The following is a 16,707-nucleotide window of genomic DNA, read 5'->3' as shown; positions in this document are numbered from 1 at the left end:
ATCACCGTGGCCTCGACGGCCTCAGGCCAGCAGCTGGGCTTCCTTCGCGGCCTCGGCCCCGACGTCCCGCGCCAGCTCGCGCGTCTGCGCGTCCGCGCCGTTGGCCTGTTCGCCGCCGGCCAGCACGACGAGCTGAGCGGCGTGCGCCCGCAACAGCGCGATCAGCCGCCGGTCGAACGCGGCGTCCCGTTCGCTGCGCAACGCGACCAGATCGGCCGCCGTGACCATGCCCGGCATCCGGTGTCCACTGTGGACATCGCTGGCCGGTAGCCCGGCCCGGTCGCGGACGGCCCGGAGACGGCCCAGCAATCGTTCCTGCGGACCGGTGATCTCGCCGGCCGCCGACCGGACCCGCGTGCTCGCGGTGTGGTCCGGGGCCAGCCGGGCCGCCGCCAGTGCGTTCTCCGTCATCGGCACCACCAGCTGCAGCCAGGCCACGTCGGTCGGGTTGACGGCCGCCGCGGGAGCGGGGCCGGTGGTGGCGGCGCAACCGCCCATGATCAGCGCCACCACCACCGCCCCCAGGACCCTCACGGACGGCCGGGCAGCCGGTAGTTCGGCCCGAGCACGCTGCCGCGATCGGGCTTGTACAGGTCGAACCCGCGCGGGTCGCACTGCAGGCCGCCGTTGATGCAGTGCTTCACCAGCGCCGCGAGCGTCTCGGGATCCCACGCGTTGAAGAAGTCGTAGTGCCACGAGTACCCGCGTCCGCTGGCCAGGTGCACGCCGGACATGTCGCCGCTCACCGGGAACGCCATCTTGAACTCGAGCATGGGCACGGCCACCGGGTGATCGGCCGGGCACGTCAGCGTCGCCCGGTCCGGGTAGGCCAGGTGGCTCTTGTGATCGGCCGAGTCCAGGTGGACGCCGTCCCAGCAGCTCGGCGCCTGGTAGCGGATGTTGAGCTGGCTGCCGGCCACGCACCGGACGGGGACGTCCCAGTTGTGGAAGCTGTCGCCGCATTCCCAGCCTTCGACCGCGCCGGGCGCGTGCTGGAACTCGTCCTGCGTCGCCGTCACGCTCCCGGCGACGTACCGCAGGCCGGGTGGGAACGGCACCACCTTCGTGTAGTCGAGGATGCCGGACTTGTAGTAGACGACCTGCGCGAAGTTCGGCAGCACCACCTGGTTCCCGTTGTAGACGGTCGGGAACCAGTACGCGGACAGGTCGTCCGGGGTCACGCAGGTCGTGTTGCCGACCCCCGCGGCCTGCAGGGACGACAGCGTGGTGGCCGCGTTCGTGGTCTTGTTGCCGAGGAACGTGTGGTCGTGCGAGGCGCCGGGCAGCCCGGGGAAGACGATCGGGTCGTCCGGCTGGTGGTGGCTCGGGGAGCAGTTGACCTGGAACTCGTGGTGGGTCACCAGGTCGTCGGCCCCGGCGGGCGACCAGGTGGCCGCGGTCAGGAAGGCGCCTGCCAGCACGGTGGCGGCGGTGCAGGCGAGGAGCGCGGCTTTCGTTGCCAAGGGTCCTCCACGGTGAGGGTGCCAAGGATGGGAGAGCGCTCTCCCGCAGCATGCGCGTCCGGCCGCCGGGCTGTCAAGGAGTACCCGGTTCCTCGACCGGACAGCCATTGTCGGGTTTGCCGGCGATCCTTGACAACGCCGGGGCCGCGGGCGAACCATCGAGCCCACCGGAGAGCGCTCTCCAAGCGCCGTCTGCCTGTCGTACGGGAGTCATCGTGGACCGACCGTCGCTCCGCCGCGCCGTCCTGCCGCTGGTGGTCCTGCTGGTGCTGGGCCTGCTCGCCGGCCCGTCTCCGGCGCACGCCGCCACCCTGCTTTCGCAAGGCAGGCCCGCGACCGCATCGACCAGCGAAGGGGCGGGCACGCCGGCGTCGGCGGCCGTCGACGGCGATCCCGGCACCCGCTGGGCGAGCGCCTGGAGCGATCCGCAGTGGCTGCAGGTCGACCTCGGCGTTCCGGCCGACCTCAGCGAGGTCACGCTGAACTGGGAGGCCGCCTACGCGACGGCCTACGAAATCCAGGTCTCCGACGACGCCGGTACCTGGCGGACGGTCGCCAGCACGACGACGGCGACCGGCGGGGTGCAGACTCTCGCCGTCACCGGGCACGGCCGCTACGTCCGCCTCTACGGGACCCATCGCGTCGGCGGCTACGGCTACTCGCTGTGGGAGTTCCAGGTCAGCGGCACCCCGGCGGCGGGCTCCGGGGGCACGCGGGTGACCGGCACGCAGGGCAACTGGCAGCTGACGGTCGACGGGACACCGTGGACCGTGCGCGGCTTGACCTGGGGCCCGCCGGCCGGCGAAGCGGCGGCGCGGATGCCCGAGCTGCACGCGATCGGCGTCAACACGGTCCGCACCTGGGGCACCGACGCCACCTCCCGGCCGCTGTTCGACGCCGCGGCGGCCAACGGCATCAAGGTGGTCGCCGGGTTCTGGCTGCAACCCGGGGGCGGCCCGGGCAGCGGCGGCTGTGTCGACTACACGACCGATACCGCGTACAAGAACACGATGCTCGCCGAGATCCGGAACTGGGTGACCACCTACCGGGCGCACCCCGGTGTGCTGCTGTGGAACGTCGGGAACGAGTCGATCCTCGGGATGCAGAACTGCTACTCCGGCACCCAGCTGGAGCAGAACCGGATCGCCTACACGCGCTTCGTCGACCAGGCCGCGCAGGCGATCCACGCGATCGACGCGAACCACCCGGTCACCTCGACCGACGCCTGGACCGGCGCGTGGCCGTACTACAAGGCGTATGCGCCGAATCTCGACCTGTACGCGGTGAACTCCTACGCCCACGTCTGCCAGGTGAAGCAGGACTGGCTCGCGGGCGGGTACACCAAGCTGTACCTCATCACCGAGACCGGCCCGCCCGGCGAATGGGAGGTGCCGAACGACGGCAACGGCGTGCCGGCCGAGCCGTCCGACCAGCAGAAGCGCGACGGCTACGGCACCGCGTGGAACTGCGTGCTGGCCCACCCCGGCGTGGCGCTCGGAGCCACGCTCTTCCACTACGGCACCGAGGGCGACTTCGGCGGCGTCTGGTTCAACATCACCACGGGCGGCGAGAAGCGGCTGTCGTGGTACGCCGTCCGCAAGCTCTACAGTGGACAGACCGGCGGCAACACGCCACCGGTGATCGCGTCGATGAACCTCAGCCGCAGCGGCGACGTCCCGGCGGGCGGCACCTTCACGGTGACGGCCGCGGTGTCCGATCCGGACGGTGACCCGATCACCTACACCATGGGGTACAACAGCAAGTATCTGAACAACGCGTCCGGCCTGATCCCGGCGCCGTTCACCGGGAGCGGGACGTTCACCGTCACGGCGCCGCAGCAGCCGGGCGTGTGGAAGCTGTACCTCTACGCCCGGGACGGCCACGGCAACGTCGGGATCGAGACGCGCTCACTGCGGGTCGTCTGAGGCGAACACCGCCGCGGTCACGGCCCGGGCCGCGGTGCGGTCGCCGAGCAGATCGGTGTTGTCGGCGAACTGGTCGACGGCGCCGGCGAGCGGACGGCCGCGCAGTCCGGCGTCGCTGATGCCGTCGGCGAGCGCTCGGCTGAACCGGTCGGCGTGCAGGACCTGGAACGGCCGGTCGTGGTAGGGACGCGTGCGGGGGTCGACCGGCTCGGTGAGCCCGAGCCGGTTGTGCAGCCCGGCGACCGCCGAATAGGCCGTGGCGAGGTGGGCTTCCCGGTCCCGCCAGGTCGTGGCCGAGAGCGCTCCGGCCAGTGCCGGCGTGACCGCGGGGGCGAACGGGAGCCGGGCGAACGCGCTGCCGAGCCACTTGCTGTAAGGGGGGTAGCGGCGGTGCATCAGCAGGCTCAGCCGCATGAGGTCGCGCACGAGGCGCGCGGCGACGACGGCCGAGCCGAGTTCGTCGCCGACTTCCCCGCACCGCCCGACGAACGCCTCTTCCTGGGAGATCCGCTGCCACTGGGCGGCCAGGACGTAGCGCCAGACCTGGTCCGGGTACCAGGCGAGCCGCGAACGGACGGAGGCGAGTTCCCCGGCCGGGTCGTGGAAGACGGCGCCGGCGGTGAGCTCGGCCAAGGTCTGCGTGGGGGTGGCGAGCCAGTCCCGGGTGGTGACCCTTCGGCGCGGATCGAAACCGAGGTGACCGGTGAGCCACTCGCCGAGGGTGGTCACGTCGACGCGGTGGAAGACCGGCCCGTCGGTGAGGGCCATGTGGCGGACGTGGGGGTGGTCGGTGGGGGCGAAGTTCGTGGGGTAGCCGTGGAACGTCTTGGGCAGCTTCAGGCTGAGCGCTTCGGCGACGTCCCGGCCGGCGTCCCGGTGAGTCAGGAAGATCTGCAGGCGCGGCCCCCACTCGTGATCGGCGGACCGGGCGGTGTCGAAGCCGAGGACTTCCGAGCCGGTGCCGATCCGCGCGGCCGTGTGGGGCAGGTCCCCGAGCAGCGGCCGCACGGCCTCGTCGTAGAAGAGGCGCGACAGTTCGAGTCCGGGGAGGAACGAGGGGGCCATGACCGGCATGGTGCCGCGCTCGGGCGAGGGCGGCGACCGGATTTCGTGGTGGCCCCCCAGTGCAGGGGACCACCACGGCGTCACCCTTCGGAGAGGCAGAAGAGGTGCCCCTCGGGGTCCTGCAGGACGACCCAGTCGCCGCCGCCGGGCTGGAAGTCCGGCTTGGTGGCACCGAGCGCCAGGAACTCCTCGGTGGCGGTGGCGAGGTCGCCGACCCGGAGGTCGAGGTGGGCGTGCTTGGCGTCGTCCGGCCAGCCGGGGCCGCGGTAGCCCGCGACGCGCTGGAAGCCGAGGCCGACCGGGCCGCCGCCGAGCTGGACGGTGTCTTCGTCTTCGTAGGTGACTTCCCAGCCGAGCGCCTTGCCGTAGAAGGCGGAGAGCGCGGCCGGATCGGCGCAGTCGAGGACGACGGTGGTGAGTTCTGCGGGCACGGATGACTCCTTTCGTCGTGCGGCAGCCTGCCCGCCGTCACCCGGTGCGGTCTTGAAGATCCTTGCGGGCCGGAAACTGTCGTACCCCCGGCGTACCGTCCGGGACGTGCGTGAAGCAGTCGAAGTCGTGGCCGGCGCCGGGTACTCGGTGAGCGTGGTCCGGTGCGCCGACGACCACACCGGCTGGTCGCCGGCGGAGGTGTCGTCCGGCCACCGGATGGTGCTCGTGCGCCGAGGCCGGTTCCGCCGCCGGGTCCGCGGACGGACGGCGGACGCCGACCCGACGGCGGCGTACCTGGCGGCCCCGGGCGACGAAGAGCGTTTCGCACACCCGGCGGGCGGAGACGTCTGCACGTCGGTGGAGTTCGGGTCGCCGTTGTGGCACCGCCTCGCGGGAGAGAGGGAGTTGCCACCGGCGGTGTACGTGGACGGCGCGCTCGAGCTGGCCCACCGACGCGTGGTGGCGTCGGCGGCCGACCCGGACTACGCGCTGGCGGAGCAGCTCCTGGTGTTGGTGGGAGGGGCGATCGGGCGATCACCGCGGCGGTCTTCGGCAGGCGACGGCGCGTTGGTGGCCCGAGCCCGCGAGGCGATCGTGGCGGACGACCCGTCGGCGGCGGGGTTGTTTTCACTGGCGGAGTCGCTGGGGGTGTCGCCGTACCGGTTGAGCCGGGCGTTCCCGAGGGAGGTGGGAGTTTCGCTGACGCGGTACCGGAATCGGGTCCGGGTCGGCCGCGCGCTGGAGAGGTTGGAGGCGGGGGAGCGGGAGCTGGCGAGGCTGGCGGCCGAGCTGGGGTTCGCCGACCAGGCGCACTTGACCCGGACGGTGCGCGAGCACGCGGGGGCGCCACCGGGCGCGGTGCGCCGGCTGTTGGCGGGGTGAGGCCGCGGTCGGGGATCTGCGGGGTGCGGTGGTCGGCCCGGGTGAGGCCGGTTCGAGGATCTGCGGGTGGATGGTCGGGCGGGGTGCTGCCGGGTGGAGAGCTGCGCTCGGTGCGCTGATCGGGCGGGGTGAGGCCTGGCCCGGGGAGATGCGCTCGGTGCGCTGTCGTTCAGCCGCCAGGGTCCCGCAACCTGCGGTCGCCGGTCGCCGCAACGTGCGGTCGCCGGTCGCGCAACGTGCGGTCGCCGGTCGCCGAAACGTGCGGTCGCCGGGCTCCCGCAACCTGCGGCCGCCGGTCGCGCAACGTGCGGTCGCCGGTCGTCGAAACGTGGCAGCCGCCGGGCTCCCGCAACCTGCGGCCGCCGGTCGCCGGTCGCCGGTCGCGCAACGTGCGGCCGCCGGGCCCCACAGCGCGCATCCGCGGGGCCCCACTGCGCCAAGGTGGGCGATCACTTCGGCCGGGCGGCCCTGGTCCGCACAATGCGCGACACCCCGCGAACCCCCGTGGCCCGGCCGCGTCGCAAGCGGGCCGCCCCGGACACGAAGCGGGGCGGCGCGGCGGGTGGGTTAGGCGCGTGGCCACCCCCAGCGGCCACGTGAGTCACCCGTGGGCCGCTGCGCCACCCCGGGCCGGTGTCACGTTTCCGAAACACCGGACAGGCGTATCGTAGTCTTTCCGGCACAGGATGTGTCAAGTTTTCGGAACAGCTACGCTGACCGGTGTCACGTTTCATGTCTGCAGGTGGTGTGTGGTGAGCGAAGAGCGCAGTTTCGCCGAACGGCTGGCGCACCTGATCGCGACCGTGCACCCGCCGGACCGCAAGCCGTACTCCTACCGGGAGATCGCGCACGGCGTCGCCGAGCAGACCGGCGTCACGATGTCGGCCACGCACGTCCAGCAGCTCGCCGTCGGCGCGCGCAAGGACCCCAAGCGCTCGCACATCCAGGCGCTCGCCCAGTTCTTCGGCGTGCCCGTCACGTACTTCTTCGACGACGGCGTCGCCGGCCAGGTCGACCAGCAGGTCGAGGACGTCGTCGCCTGGCGCGACGACGAGGCGCGGAACCTCGCGCAACGAGCCATGCGGCTCTCGCCGCGCGACCGGGAGACCGTCACGGCGCTGCTGGACCAGCTCAGCAGCTACGACGACACCCGCCGGCGCACCGGCCGGCGGCGGAAACCGGAGTGACCGCCGCCGGCTCGGCTACGATGACCCGGTCCGTGTTCGCGCCCCGGTGCACCCGGCTGGCGCCCGGTGACCAGGGAGGACCCATCGACGAGCCCGGCCTGCCGGCCCTCCGCGACCGGGCACGCGAGCGCGTGCGGACGGTGCTCGCCGCCGTCCCGCTGCCGCGGCCGTGGTCGATGAACGCCTGGGTCGACGGCCTCGAGCGGTGGCGCGGCCGCGAGATCGACCTCGTCCCGATCGCCTACCGGCCGGGCCAGCCGTCCGGCGCGTGGCAGGCCCGCCCGGACTACGACCTGATCGCCTACACCGAGCACACGTCGGCGCTGCACCAGGACCACATCATCGCCCACGAGCTCGCCCACATGCTGTGCGCGCACACCGGGACCTGCCTGATGTCGGAGGCCGAAGCCGCCGAGCTCGCCCCGGACCTGGCGCCGCGGGCGTTGTCGCACCTGCTCACGCGCGTCACGACCGGGACCGACGAGTACGAAGCCGAGCTGATCGCCGTCCTGCTGATGAGCGCGGCGACGAGCGAGCCACCCGCCGTTCAGCCGGGCGCGTCCGGCCGAGCGGCGGACCAGGCTAGGCGGCTGGCGGCACTCCTGGGATAGTCGCGTTCCGTGATCGACATACTTTTCGTCGGGGTCGGGCTCTTCGCGCTGTTCGCCGGAATCTGGCGCGCGGCCCGCGCCCGGCGCACCGGCGCGGGCGCGGGCTTGGCCGTCTCGCTCATCGCGCTGGGCGCGGCGTTCTGCTTCCTGTCGAACCGGGCCCAGCAGTTCGAGAGCGAGCTCTACCCGAGCCTCGGCCGGCTGTTGTCGAACCTGGCGACGATGGTCGCGGCGTACGGCATCGGCCTGACGGTCGCGGAGATCAGCGGCACCCGCGACCGCGGCCGCCGCACCCGGCTCGTCGCGCTCGGCGTCGCGCTGACGGTGCTCGTGGTGACGTTCTTCAGCACCCCGGACCTGCCGCGCGGCATCGGCGTGTTCGACGACCTGTACCGCACCCACCCGACGCTGGTGGTCTACGTCTTCACCTACACGGTCTACCTGGGCTTCGCGGTCCTCGACATCGGTTTCATGGCGGCGGTGACGATCCGGGCGAGCGGGGGTGCGCTGCGTGCCGGGCTGGCGCTGTTGCTGCTGGCGTCGGGCTTCGCGGTCGCCTACCTGGCCGGGAAGGTGGTCGGGACCCTTCGCGCGCTGCAGGCCGAGCACCCGGTCAAGGCGCTGTGCCGCGGGCCGTTCTCGACGCTGCCGTGCGCTCTGGACGTGGGGTTCCCGGCGGTGTCGGTGCTGCTGATCGTGGTGGGCCTGACGATCCCGGCGGTGCCCGGCTTGGTGGCCGCGCGCCGCGACGCCCGGACGCTCCGCCTGCTCCGGCCCTTGCGCGCCCACCTGACGCGGCGGTTCCCGGAGATCACGCGCATCGATCCGGCGGGGGAGTCCCGCCGAGAGCGCCTGCTGACGGCGATGAGCGAGACCAACGACGGCTTGATCCTCGCGGGCGTGACCCCGGACGTCCCACCCGCGACGGCGGCCAGGCTGGTGCGCGACCTCCCGGACGAGCCGTCCGAGACCGAGCCGCCCACCGCGGCAGCGGAACCGTTCGCCGCGGACGTCGCCCGCCTGCGCGCCATCGCCCGCGCCTACCGGAGCCTGGAGGGGACACCGGCGCCCGGAGCCACCGGCCGGTGACCGGCGTCACCCGCCGAACGGTGCCTCCAGCCGCAGCTCCCAGCCTCGCTCGGTCAGCGCCACCAGTTGCAGCCCCTCGGCACGATCGGTCAGCGGCAGCAGCGGCCGTACTCCGGCGGCGACCTGGGCGAGCGTCTCGTCCGAGCCGCCCATCGCGACGGTCAAGTGCGCGGCGGGGCGCGGACCGAACCGGCCCCCGTAAGGCAGCACCGAAGGCCACCGGGCACAAACCGCATCGGCAACAGGCTGCAAGTCCGGAGCGGCAAGGGCCACGAAACCCGGCGCCACGACCAGGTCCGCCAGCTTCACGTCCGGGGGAGACACGGCGGCCGCCAGTGAGCGGACCTCCGCCCGGACCGAGCCGGTCAGCGACGCGTCCGGCAAGAAGGGGTACAGCGCCGTCACGTGGGCGTGCAAGCCGGGACGGACCAATCCGGGGTCGACCCGCCGGGCCACGGCCAGCGCCGGCTCGGCAGCGGGCAACACCATCACGAGCGCGGTGGTTCCGACGGAAGGCACCCGTGCATCATGGCACTCAGGCGACCGCCGCCTCCGGGAAGCGGCCCGAACGCGCCAGCGCCAAGCTTCGCCGGCACAACGCCACCAGCTCCTGGTTGGCCCGGCTGTGCGGGACCTCCCCGCACAGTCCGCACCGGATCGCCACCTCGCCCGCGAGCTCGTCGACCGCGACCAGGGCTTGGTGATCGCAACGACGGCACCAGCGGTACCCGATCGCCGGGTTCGTGTGCACCGGTGAGGCCACGCAGTCGTGGAGCCAGCGGCGGTGCGTCCGGCACGTCACGCGGTCCGTCGGATCCAGGCCGCCGGCGTCCTCCACCCCGTCCTCCTGCGCCAGCGTGGCCGCCAGCAGGGGATGGCGCGGTGCCGCCGGGCGGTCTTCCGGGCTCGATGTGGCCCACGCGTGGTGGTCGCCGCATCGGCACTTGTCGGTCATGTCGCCCCCAGTCTCCGGGTCGTTCGCTGCCTCGAGTGTGAGCGGGGCGACAGAACACCGGCAACCGGAGAAACGCGGACTTCGACCGGCGGCACGTCACCCGCGGCAGGCGGACGAGCGGACTTCGGCGCGCGGATATGCGAACATATGTTCTATGACCGACGAGGGGCCCATCCTGCACGCCGACCTCGACTCGTTCTACGCCTCCGTCGAACAGCGCGACGATCCGGCGCTCAAGGGCCGGCCCGTGATCGTCGGCGGCGGGGTCGTGCTCGCCGCGAGTTACGAGGCCAAGGCCTATGGCGTGCGCACCGCGATGGGCGGCGCGCAGGCCCGCCGGCTGTGCCCGCACGCCGTCGTCGTTCGCCCGCGCATGTCCGCGTACGTGGCCGCCAGCCGGGCGGTGTTCGACGTCTTCCACGACACCACACCGTGGGTCGAAGGCATCTCGATCGACGAGGCGTTCCTCGACGTCGGAGGGTTGAGCAGGATCGGCGGGCGGCCGAGCCACGTCGCCGAACGGCTGCGCGCGGCCGTCGCCGAGCGGGCCGGGCTGCCGATCACCGTCGGGGTGGCGCGGACGAAGTTCCTCGCCAAGGTCGCCAGCCGGGTCGCCAAGCCCGACGGCCTGCTCGTCGTCCCGCACGACGGCGAGCTCGAGTTCCTGCACCCGCTGCCGGTTTCGGCGCTCTGGGGCGTCGGCAAGGTCACCGCCGAGAAGCTGCGGGCGCGCGGGATCACCACCGTCGGCCAGCTGGCCGCGTCCGAGCACGTCGACCTCGTCGGGCTGCTCGGCCGGGGCGCCGGGGCGCACCTGCACGACCTGGCGCACAACGAAGACCCGCGCCGGGTCGAGATCGGGGTGCGGCGGCGCTCGATCGGCGCCCAGCGGGCCCTCGGGCGCGGCAGGCGGACCCCGGCCGAGCTCGACGTCGTGCTGGTGGCGCTCGTCGACCGGATCGCCCGCCGGCTGCGCGCCGCCCGCCGCGTCTGCCGGACCGTGACGATCCGGCTGCGGTTCGCCGACTTCTCGCGCGCCACCCGCTCGCACACGCTCACCGACCCGACCGCCGGCACCGGCGTGCTGCTCGACGCCGCCCGCGAACTGCTCGTCGCCGCGCTGCCCTTGATCGCCGACCGCGGGATCACCCTGCTGGGCGCGGCGCTGTCCAACCTGGCCGACGACAACCCGTTCCAGCCGGCGTTGCCGTTCGAACGGCAGCGGGCGACCGAGCTCGACACCGCATTGGACGCGGTGCGCGACCGCTTCGGGAAGGCCGCCGTCACCCGCGCGGTGCTGCTCGGCCGTCCGGACGACCTCGAAATGCCGATGCTCCCGGACTGAGGCGTCAGCCGGGCCGGCCCGGAATGCGCGCGTGCGTCAGCGCGGAAAGCGCGGCGGGCCGCAGCGCATCGGTGCGGCGCCACCACCGCGCGTCGACGCTCTCCCGCTGTCCCGCCTGTTCGACGACGTCGAAACCGGCGTCGCGCAAGAGCTCGGCCAAGGCCGCGGGGGAGAGGAAGGTGTGCCACGGTTCACCCTGCTCGGCGACCACCGGCCCGACGGCTTCGGCGTAGGCGTTCCCGGCCGCGTCGCGCAGTTCCGCGGGCAGCAGGTGATCAGCCACGATTTCCGATCCCGGCGCGAATCCGCCGAGCTTCCGCAAAGCCGCGGCAATCGCCGTTCGGGTCAGGTACATGGTGACACCGAGCCAGCTGACGAACACGGGGCGAAACGGGTCGAGTCCACTCTGGACGAGCCGTTCCCGCAGCGGTTCGGCTTCGAAGTCGACCGGGACGAAGGTGACCGAAGCCGGTTCGGCGACGCCGGCGGCGGCCAGCAGTTCCCGTTTGGCCGACTGGGTCGCCGGATGGTCGACCTCGAACACCCGGAATCGTCGCGCCGTGGTCCGATACGCGAACGAATCGAGCCCGGCGCCGAGAATCACATACTGGTCTATACCGGAATTGCCGCGCATCAGGCGCGCTTCGGCGAACCGGCTCCGGCAGACCGCTTCGGCGCGGGCACCGGCCAGGATCGGGTGGGTACCGTGGAGCCGGTGGTAGGCCAGGAGTTCCTCGGCACGGCCCCCGAGCAGGCGCGCCGCGAAGGTGTCGGAGAAGATGTACGGTTCGGTGTCGACGAGCAAATGTGCCGCACGCGCCGCGGCGGCCGTGAAGGCGGTCCGGCTGGCGCGGGGAGCATTAGCGGAAAGCTTGGCAAGGTTCATGCCGCCACGGTACCGATTCGATTTCGAGCATATCACAAAATTGAATTGCAGACAAGATGACGAGCATTTCGGCTCGGTTGCGGTCACTCTGGACGCGGACGACCCGTTCGCCGCAGCGGCCATTGTGGACGCTTCCGGGTGTCGCGCGTGCCGGGCCTGATTCGACACGTTAGGGTCAGTCCGACCGTGTTCTGGAGAAGATGAGGAACGACGAATCATGGCGCAACGGGTCCAGGTCCAGATGGTGGACGACCTCGACGGCAGCGAGGCTTCGCAGACCGTCCCCTTCAGCCTCGACGGCGTGACGTACGAGATCGACCTGTCCGAGGAGAACGCCTCCGCGCTGCGGGACGAACTGGCTCGCTACGTCGCCGCCGCGCGGCGCATCGGCGGCCGCAAGGTCCGCCTCGCGACCGGCCAGTCGCTGGGCGGCGCGTCCGGCTCGGGCACCGACCGCGAGCGCAACCGGCAGATCCGCGAATGGGCCCAGGCGAACGGCTACGAGGTCGCCGAGCGCGGCCGGCTGTCCAGCGAGATCATCGCCGGCTTCGAGGCCGACCAGGCCGCGGCGGCCGAGCCGGCCGACGCCAAGCCGGCGCGCAAGCGAGCGACGCGCAAGAAGTCTTGAAGGCTGTGTCCGCTCCGGCTGGGCGGCGCCGTCGGGTGCCGTCCGGCCGGTAGGCCGCCCCTGATCGAGGTGGCGGTCGGTATCCCCTTGGTGTCACACGGTCACGCGTTCGGTTCGAAGTGGACGTTATGCCGGTCTCGACGCCGCCGAACGGGCATCGCCCCGCCGGGCGCGCGACGAAAAGCTTGTCGGAAAGCGGCTCCGATGGCCAGACTGTCAGTGCTCCGCGCGGCCGGTACCGCGGTGGAGCACCGGTCCGGTGGCCGCCTCCTCCCTCGATGGCCACCGGGCCGCCTTCCCTTCGCGGTGTGACAGCCGCACTCGGCCATCCGGGCGCCGCCCACCCCCTCCGGTAGACATCCGAGCTCAGCAAGCGCACACTCAGGTTACTCCATACTGCATACAATCTTCAGTTTGCGGGAGGCGGTCGCCATGAGCGAGGTGCGCGAACTCCGGGACGTCTACGGACGGCGGTACCGCGTCGGCGAGTCCGACCGGGAGCTGCTCGGCCGGCCACGGTCGTGGATCACCTGGCTCGCCGCGGCGGCCATGCTCGCCGCCGGGGTTCAGCAGTACGGCTTCGGCGCGATCGTGCCGTCGCTGAGCCGGACGCCCGGCTGGTCGTTCGGCGGCGTCGTCCTCTCCCTCGCGGTGTGGGCCATCTGCCAGGCCGGAGCCGCGTTCCCGGTGGCGTGGCTCCGGGAACGCGGCCTGTTTCCCGCGCCCGCGGCGATGGCCGCCGGCGCGGTCCTGTGCGCCGCCGGGCTCGTGACGCTCGGCCACGCCACCAGCCTGACCACCGTCTTTCTCGGCTACTCCGTGCTCGGCGGGCTCGGCACCGGCATCGTGTACGCCACGTGCGTCGGCGCGGTGCTCGCCTGGTTCCCGGACGGCACCGGCCCCCGCGCCGGCATCGTGAGCGGGGCCTTCGCCTACGGCAGCGTTCCCTTCGTCGTGCTCGCCGCCGGGCTGCCGGCCGCACGCCCGGTCCTCTTGGACGTCACCGCCGCGGTCGTGCTCGTCGTCATCGCCGGGTGCGCGACGCTGCTGCGGTATCCGCCGCGGAACTGGTGGCCCGCCACGCCCGAACCGCGGGCCTGGGCCCTCGACCGGGCGCACAACCGGCGTCCGGCCGTCCGGCACTACCGGCCGGCGGAACTGTTCCGGTGCGGGACGACGCTTTCGCTGTACCTCGTGGTCGTCCTCGCGGCCGCCGTGCTGCTCTTCGACCTGGCCTACCTGACGACGTACACCGCCACACGCAGCGGACCCGGGCTCGCCGCGGCCGCCCTGGCGCTGCTCGCCGCGGCCACCGGCAGCGGTCGTGTCCTCATCGGACGGCTCGCCGACCGGCTCGGCCGGCACCGGATCCTGCGCTTCGCCCTGCTCGCCGGCGGCGTCGCCCAGTTCGTGCTGCTGTACTCCGGTGGCCACCGGCACGCTGTCGGCCTGCTGCTGGGTGTCGTGCTGGCCGGCCTCGGCAACGGCTGCTGCTACACGCTGCTCGTCGGCCTGGTGCGCGAGTACTTCGGCGAGGAATCGGCGGCGCAGAACTTCGGGATCCTCTACAGCGCCAAGGCCGTCGGCGCGGCGGTCGGGATCGGCCTGGCCACGCTCGTCGCGACGGAGCTGGGGTTCTTCGCGGCCGGCGTGCTGAGCCTGGCCGGCGCGGTGCTGTCCGGGCGGCTGACCCAGCCGGGCCGGCCCCAGTCGCTGCTGCCGGCGGCCTGACGTGGGGCGCATGACGAGCAGGCGGCGGGTGCTGCGCGTCCACGACGGACGGCACACCGCGCGGCCGGACACGCTGACGGTCGAGGAACCCCTCGAGATCCGGGTCGCCGGCCGGCCGCTGACGATCACCATGCGCACCCCGGGCGACGACTTCGACCTCGCCGCCGGCTTCCTGGTCGGCGAGGGCGTGGTCCGCGCGGCGGCGGACATCCGGTCGATCCGCTATTGCGCCGGCGCCACGGCAGACGGCGGCAACACGTACAATGTCCTCGACGTCGTGCTCGCCGACGGAGTCGCCCCGCCGGACGCGTCGGTGGAACGCAACTTCTACACGACGTCCTCGTGCGGCCTGTGCGGCAAGGCGAGCTTGGACGCCGTACGCACCACGGTCACCTGGCCGGTCGCCGACGACTCCCTGGTCACCGACCCGGCGACCCTCGTCTCGCTGCCGGACGAACTCCGCGCGGCCCAACGAGTCTTCGACCGGACCGGCGGCCTCCACGCGGCGGGACTGTTCGACGCCGACGGGAAGCTGCTGTGCCTGCGCGAGGACGTCGGACGGCACAATGCGGTGGACAAGGTCGTCGGCTGGGCGACCCGGGACGGCGTGCTGCCGCTGTCCGGGACCGCGCTGATGGTGAGCGGGCGGGCGTCGTTCGAGCTCGTGCAGAAGGCGGTGATGGCCGGGATTCCGCTGCTGGCCGCGGTGTCGGCGCCGTCGTCGCTGGCGGTGGACCTGGCCGCCGAGCTCGGCCTGACGCTCGTGGGGTTCCTGCGCGGGACGTCGATGAACGTCTACACGCGACCGGACCGCCTCGGTCTTCAGCCGAGCTGAGCGAGGACGGCGGCCACGGCGGGGCCGGCCTCGGCCCGGTGCCCGGCGGCGAGCTGCCACGGCACGGGCCGTTCGAACCGCCGCACGGTGAGCTCCGGAAACCGCGCGGCGGCGGAACCAGGCAGGACGCAGGCGGCGAGCCCGGCCCGCACCAGCCCGGCGGCGACGGCGAGATCGTCGACTTCGAGCGAGATCCGGCGGTGGGGGAAGGCGCGGTCGACGGCTTCGCGGATCGCCCAGCCGGGCGGGAAGTCCACGAGGGAGACCGCGGAGAGGTCGGCGGGGGCCGAGCGGGCGCCGCCGGGTGCGGTGGCCAGGACCAGCTCTTCGGCGGGGAGCAGGGTGGTGACTTCGGCTGAATCGGCGAGTTCATCGCCGGCGCAGGTCACCAGGACGTCCACAGGGGACTCCGGCCGCCGGCCCCGCAGCTGGCGGAGCTCCACCGCGAGGACCGGGTGCGCCTGCCGCAGCCGCGCCAGCACCCGGTGCAGGTCGGCCAGCAAGCCCGGGCGAACCCCCAGCCGCACCCGGCCCGCCACCGGGGACACGGCCGCCCGGGCCCGTTCCGCCGCCTCCAACGCCGCCCGCGCGGCGGGGACGAAGGCCTCGCCCGCGGGCGTCAGGACCACCCGGTGCGTCGTGCGGTGGAACAGCGGCGTGCCCAGATCCCGCTCGAGCGCCCGGACCACTGTGGACACCGTCGACTGGACCGTCCGCAGGCGCTGGGCAGCCGCCGTGAAGCCGCCTTCCTCGGCGACCGCCACCACCACCGCCAGCTGGCGGAGCTCCATCAGCCCAGCAGCTCGCGGACCAGCGCCGCCGTCTCGCTCGGCGTGCGCCCGACCCGGATGCCCGCGGCCTCCAAGGCTTCTTTCTTCGCCGCGGCCGTGCCCGCCGAGCCCGAGACGATCGCGCCCGCGTGGCCCATCGTCTTGCCTTCCGGGGCGGTGAAGCCCGCCACGTACCCGACGACCGGCTTCGACACGTGGGCGCGCACGAACTCCGCCGCCCGCTCTTCCGCGTCGCCGCCGATCTCGCCGATCAGCACGATCAGGTCGGTGTCCGGGTCCTTTTCGAACGCCTCGACCGCGTCGATGTGCGTCGTCCCGATGATCGGGTCGCCGCCGATGCCCACGCAGGTCGAGAAGCCGATGTCCCGCAGCTCGTGCATGAGCTGGTAGGTCAGCGTGCCGGACTTCGACACCAGGCCGATCCGGCCCGGGCCGGTGATGTCGGCCGGGATGATCCCGGCGTTCGACCGGCCGGGGGAGATGATGCCCGGGCAGTTCGGGCCGATGATCCGCGTCCGTCCGCCGGCCGCGACGGCGTGCGCCCACAGCCGCGCGCTGTCGTGCACGGGGACGCCTTCGGTGATCACCACCGCCAGCCCGATGCCCGCGTCCACCGCTTCGACCACGGCGTCGGCCACGAACGGCGGCGGCACGAACAGCACGCAGACGTCGGCGCCGGCCGAGGCCATCGACTCCGCGACGCTGCCGAACACGGGCAGCGAACGGCCGGGGAACTCCACCCGCTGCCCGGCCTTGCGCGGGTTCACCCCGCCGACGACGTTCGTCCCGGCGGCCAGCATCCGCCGCGTGTGCTTCGCGCCCTCGGAACCGGTGATGCCGGAGACGACGATCCGGCTGTTCTCGTCCAGGAAGACGGCCACG

The 16,707-nt window shown here is 72.9% G+C and carries 18 protein-coding genes; 9 read left to right on the top strand and 9 right to left on the bottom strand.

Annotated elements, in window-relative coordinates; translation table 11 throughout:
* Positions 1–21 precede the first annotated feature (21 nt).
* Together H5965_RS25710 and H5965_RS25705 are read right to left on the bottom strand one after the other, a co-directional pair.
* Positions 22–534 (bottom strand): DUF305 domain-containing protein, encoded by a 513-nt coding sequence (locus H5965_RS25710; RefSeq protein ID WP_310972813.1) that lies wholly within the window; start codon positions 532–534, stop codon positions 22–24.
* Complete coding sequence (locus H5965_RS25705; protein ID WP_310972812.1) at positions 531–1,463, bottom strand: DUF1996 domain-containing protein; 933 nt, start codon at positions 1,461–1,463, stop codon at positions 531–533. Before H5965_RS25705 ends, H5965_RS25710 begins: the two co-directional genes overlap by 4 nt.
* 215 nt (positions 1,464–1,678) lie before the next feature.
* On the opposite strand from H5965_RS25705, the gene H5965_RS25700 reads away from it, so the two are divergent.
* A complete protein-coding gene (locus H5965_RS25700; protein WP_310972811.1) occupies positions 1,679–3,388 on the top strand; it encodes a discoidin domain-containing protein in 1,710 nt (569 codons plus the stop codon).
* On the opposite strand, the gene H5965_RS25695 is transcribed toward H5965_RS25700, so the two are convergent.
* Positions 3,371–4,453 carry a DUF4037 domain-containing protein gene (locus H5965_RS25695; protein ID WP_310972810.1) on the bottom strand — a complete coding sequence of 361 codons (1,083 nt, stop codon included), beginning with the start codon at positions 4,451–4,453 and terminating at the stop codon, positions 3,371–3,373. The genes H5965_RS25700 and H5965_RS25695 overlap by 18 nt on opposite strands.
* Before the next feature lie 80 nt (positions 4,454–4,533).
* Positions 4,534–4,884: a VOC family protein gene (locus tag H5965_RS25690; RefSeq protein ID WP_310972809.1), complete on the bottom strand. Its 351-nt coding sequence runs from the start codon at positions 4,882–4,884 to the stop codon at positions 4,534–4,536.
* A gap of 76 nt (positions 4,885–4,960) precedes the next feature.
* Here H5965_RS25690 and H5965_RS25685 point away from each other — a divergent pair, with 76 nt between their 5' ends.
* The 4 genes from H5965_RS25685 to H5965_RS25670 all read left to right on the top strand — a co-directional run bounded on the left by H5965_RS25685 (position 4,961) and on the right by H5965_RS25670 (position 8,654).
* Entirely contained in the window at positions 4,961–5,767 is an 807-nt protein-coding gene (locus H5965_RS25685; RefSeq protein ID WP_396136952.1) for a helix-turn-helix domain-containing protein, read from the top strand.
* 752 nt (positions 5,768–6,519) lie between these two features.
* A complete protein-coding gene (locus tag H5965_RS25680) occupies positions 6,520–6,954 on the top strand; it encodes an XRE family transcriptional regulator (RefSeq protein ID WP_310972807.1) in 435 nt (144 codons plus the stop codon).
* 32 nt (positions 6,955–6,986) lie between these two features.
* Complete coding sequence (locus H5965_RS25675; protein WP_310972806.1) at positions 6,987–7,565, top strand: hypothetical protein; 579 nt, start codon at positions 6,987–6,989, stop codon at positions 7,563–7,565.
* A gap of 9 nt (positions 7,566–7,574) precedes the next feature.
* Positions 7,575–8,654 carry a hypothetical protein gene (locus H5965_RS25670; RefSeq protein WP_310972805.1) on the top strand — a complete coding sequence of 360 codons (1,080 nt, stop codon included), beginning with the start codon at positions 7,575–7,577 and terminating at the stop codon, positions 8,652–8,654.
* Positions 8,655–8,660: 6 nt separating this feature from the next.
* Here the strand turns inward: H5965_RS25670 and H5965_RS25665 are convergent, their stop codons facing one another.
* Both H5965_RS25665 and H5965_RS25660 read right to left on the bottom strand, forming a co-directional pair.
* Positions 8,661–9,173, bottom strand: coding sequence for a 2'-5' RNA ligase family protein (locus tag H5965_RS25665; RefSeq protein WP_310972804.1), 513 nt, complete (start codon positions 9,171–9,173; stop codon positions 8,661–8,663).
* A 16-nt stretch (positions 9,174–9,189) separates the two neighbouring features.
* Positions 9,190–9,609, bottom strand: a complete 420-nt coding sequence (locus H5965_RS25660) for a hypothetical protein (RefSeq protein ID WP_310972803.1) — start codon at positions 9,607–9,609, stop codon at positions 9,190–9,192.
* A 154-nt stretch (positions 9,610–9,763) separates the two neighbouring features.
* Between H5965_RS25660 and dinB the strand changes: the two genes are divergently transcribed.
* Entirely contained in the window at positions 9,764–10,954 is a 1,191-nt protein-coding gene (dinB, locus tag H5965_RS25655) for a DNA polymerase IV (RefSeq protein WP_310972802.1), read from the top strand.
* A 4-nt stretch (positions 10,955–10,958) separates the two neighbouring features.
* Here the strand turns inward: dinB and H5965_RS25650 are convergent, their stop codons facing one another.
* Positions 10,959–11,840: an SAM-dependent methyltransferase gene (locus H5965_RS25650; RefSeq protein ID WP_310972801.1), complete on the bottom strand. Its 882-nt coding sequence runs from the start codon at positions 11,838–11,840 to the stop codon at positions 10,959–10,961.
* A 217-nt stretch (positions 11,841–12,057) separates the two neighbouring features.
* Here H5965_RS25650 and H5965_RS25645 point away from each other — a divergent pair, with 217 nt between their 5' ends.
* From H5965_RS25645 to fdhD, 3 genes are all read left to right on the top strand, one after another.
* A complete protein-coding gene (locus H5965_RS25645; protein ID WP_310972800.1) occupies positions 12,058–12,468 on the top strand; it encodes an Lsr2 family protein in 411 nt (136 codons plus the stop codon).
* A 414-nt stretch (positions 12,469–12,882) separates the two neighbouring features.
* On the top strand, positions 12,883–14,199 hold the full coding sequence (locus H5965_RS25640; RefSeq protein WP_310972799.1) for an OFA family MFS transporter: 1,317 nt from the start codon (positions 12,883–12,885) through the stop codon (positions 14,197–14,199).
* A gap of 1 nt (position 14,200) precedes the next feature.
* The gene (gene fdhD / locus H5965_RS25635; protein WP_310972798.1) at positions 14,201–15,034 is read left to right on the top strand and encodes a formate dehydrogenase accessory sulfurtransferase FdhD; all 834 of its coding nucleotides are present in this window, start codon (positions 14,201–14,203) and stop codon (positions 15,032–15,034) included.
* Here fdhD and H5965_RS25630 read toward each other — a convergent pair.
* Together H5965_RS25630 and sucD are read right to left on the bottom strand one after the other, a co-directional pair.
* Positions 15,022–15,825, bottom strand: coding sequence for a LysR family transcriptional regulator (locus H5965_RS25630; protein ID WP_310972797.1), 804 nt, complete (start codon positions 15,823–15,825; stop codon positions 15,022–15,024). The two genes, fdhD and H5965_RS25630, sit on opposite strands and share 13 nt — an antisense overlap.
* Positions 15,825–16,706 (bottom strand): succinate--CoA ligase subunit alpha, encoded by an 882-nt coding sequence (gene sucD, locus H5965_RS25625; RefSeq protein WP_310972796.1) that lies wholly within the window; start codon positions 16,704–16,706, stop codon positions 15,825–15,827. The genes H5965_RS25630 and sucD overlap by 1 nt, the downstream gene beginning before the upstream one ends.
* Position 16,707 lies beyond the last annotated feature (1 nt).

Source organism: Amycolatopsis sp. 505 (assembly GCF_031625235.1).
In the GTDB taxonomy this organism is placed as follows: domain Bacteria; phylum Actinomycetota; class Actinomycetes; order Mycobacteriales; family Pseudonocardiaceae; genus Amycolatopsis.
Note: the sequence above shows the minus strand (reverse complement) of the source record. Positions and strands in the feature narration are given on the sequence as shown.

Bases quoted from the DNA above. Each gene is read 5' to 3' on its own strand.
- H5965_RS25695 (WP_310972810.1), bottom strand. From the start codon at position 4,453: ATGGCCCCCTCGTTCCTCCCCGGACTCGAACTGTCGCGCCTCTTCTAC.
- H5965_RS25660 (WP_310972803.1), bottom strand. From the start codon at position 9,609: ATGACCGACAAGTGCCGATGCGGCGACCACCACGCGTGGGCCACATCG.
- dinB (WP_310972802.1), top strand. From the start codon at position 9,764: ATGACCGACGAGGGGCCCATCCTGCACGCCGACCTCGACTCGTTCTAC.
- H5965_RS25650 (WP_310972801.1), bottom strand. From the start codon at position 11,840: ATGAACCTTGCCAAGCTTTCCGCTAATGCTCCCCGCGCCAGCCGGACC.
- H5965_RS25645 (WP_310972800.1), top strand. From the start codon at position 12,058: ATGGCGCAACGGGTCCAGGTCCAGATGGTGGACGACCTCGACGGCAGC.
- H5965_RS25630 (WP_310972797.1), bottom strand. From the start codon at position 15,825: ATGGAGCTCCGCCAGCTGGCGGTGGTGGTGGCGGTCGCCGAGGAAGGC.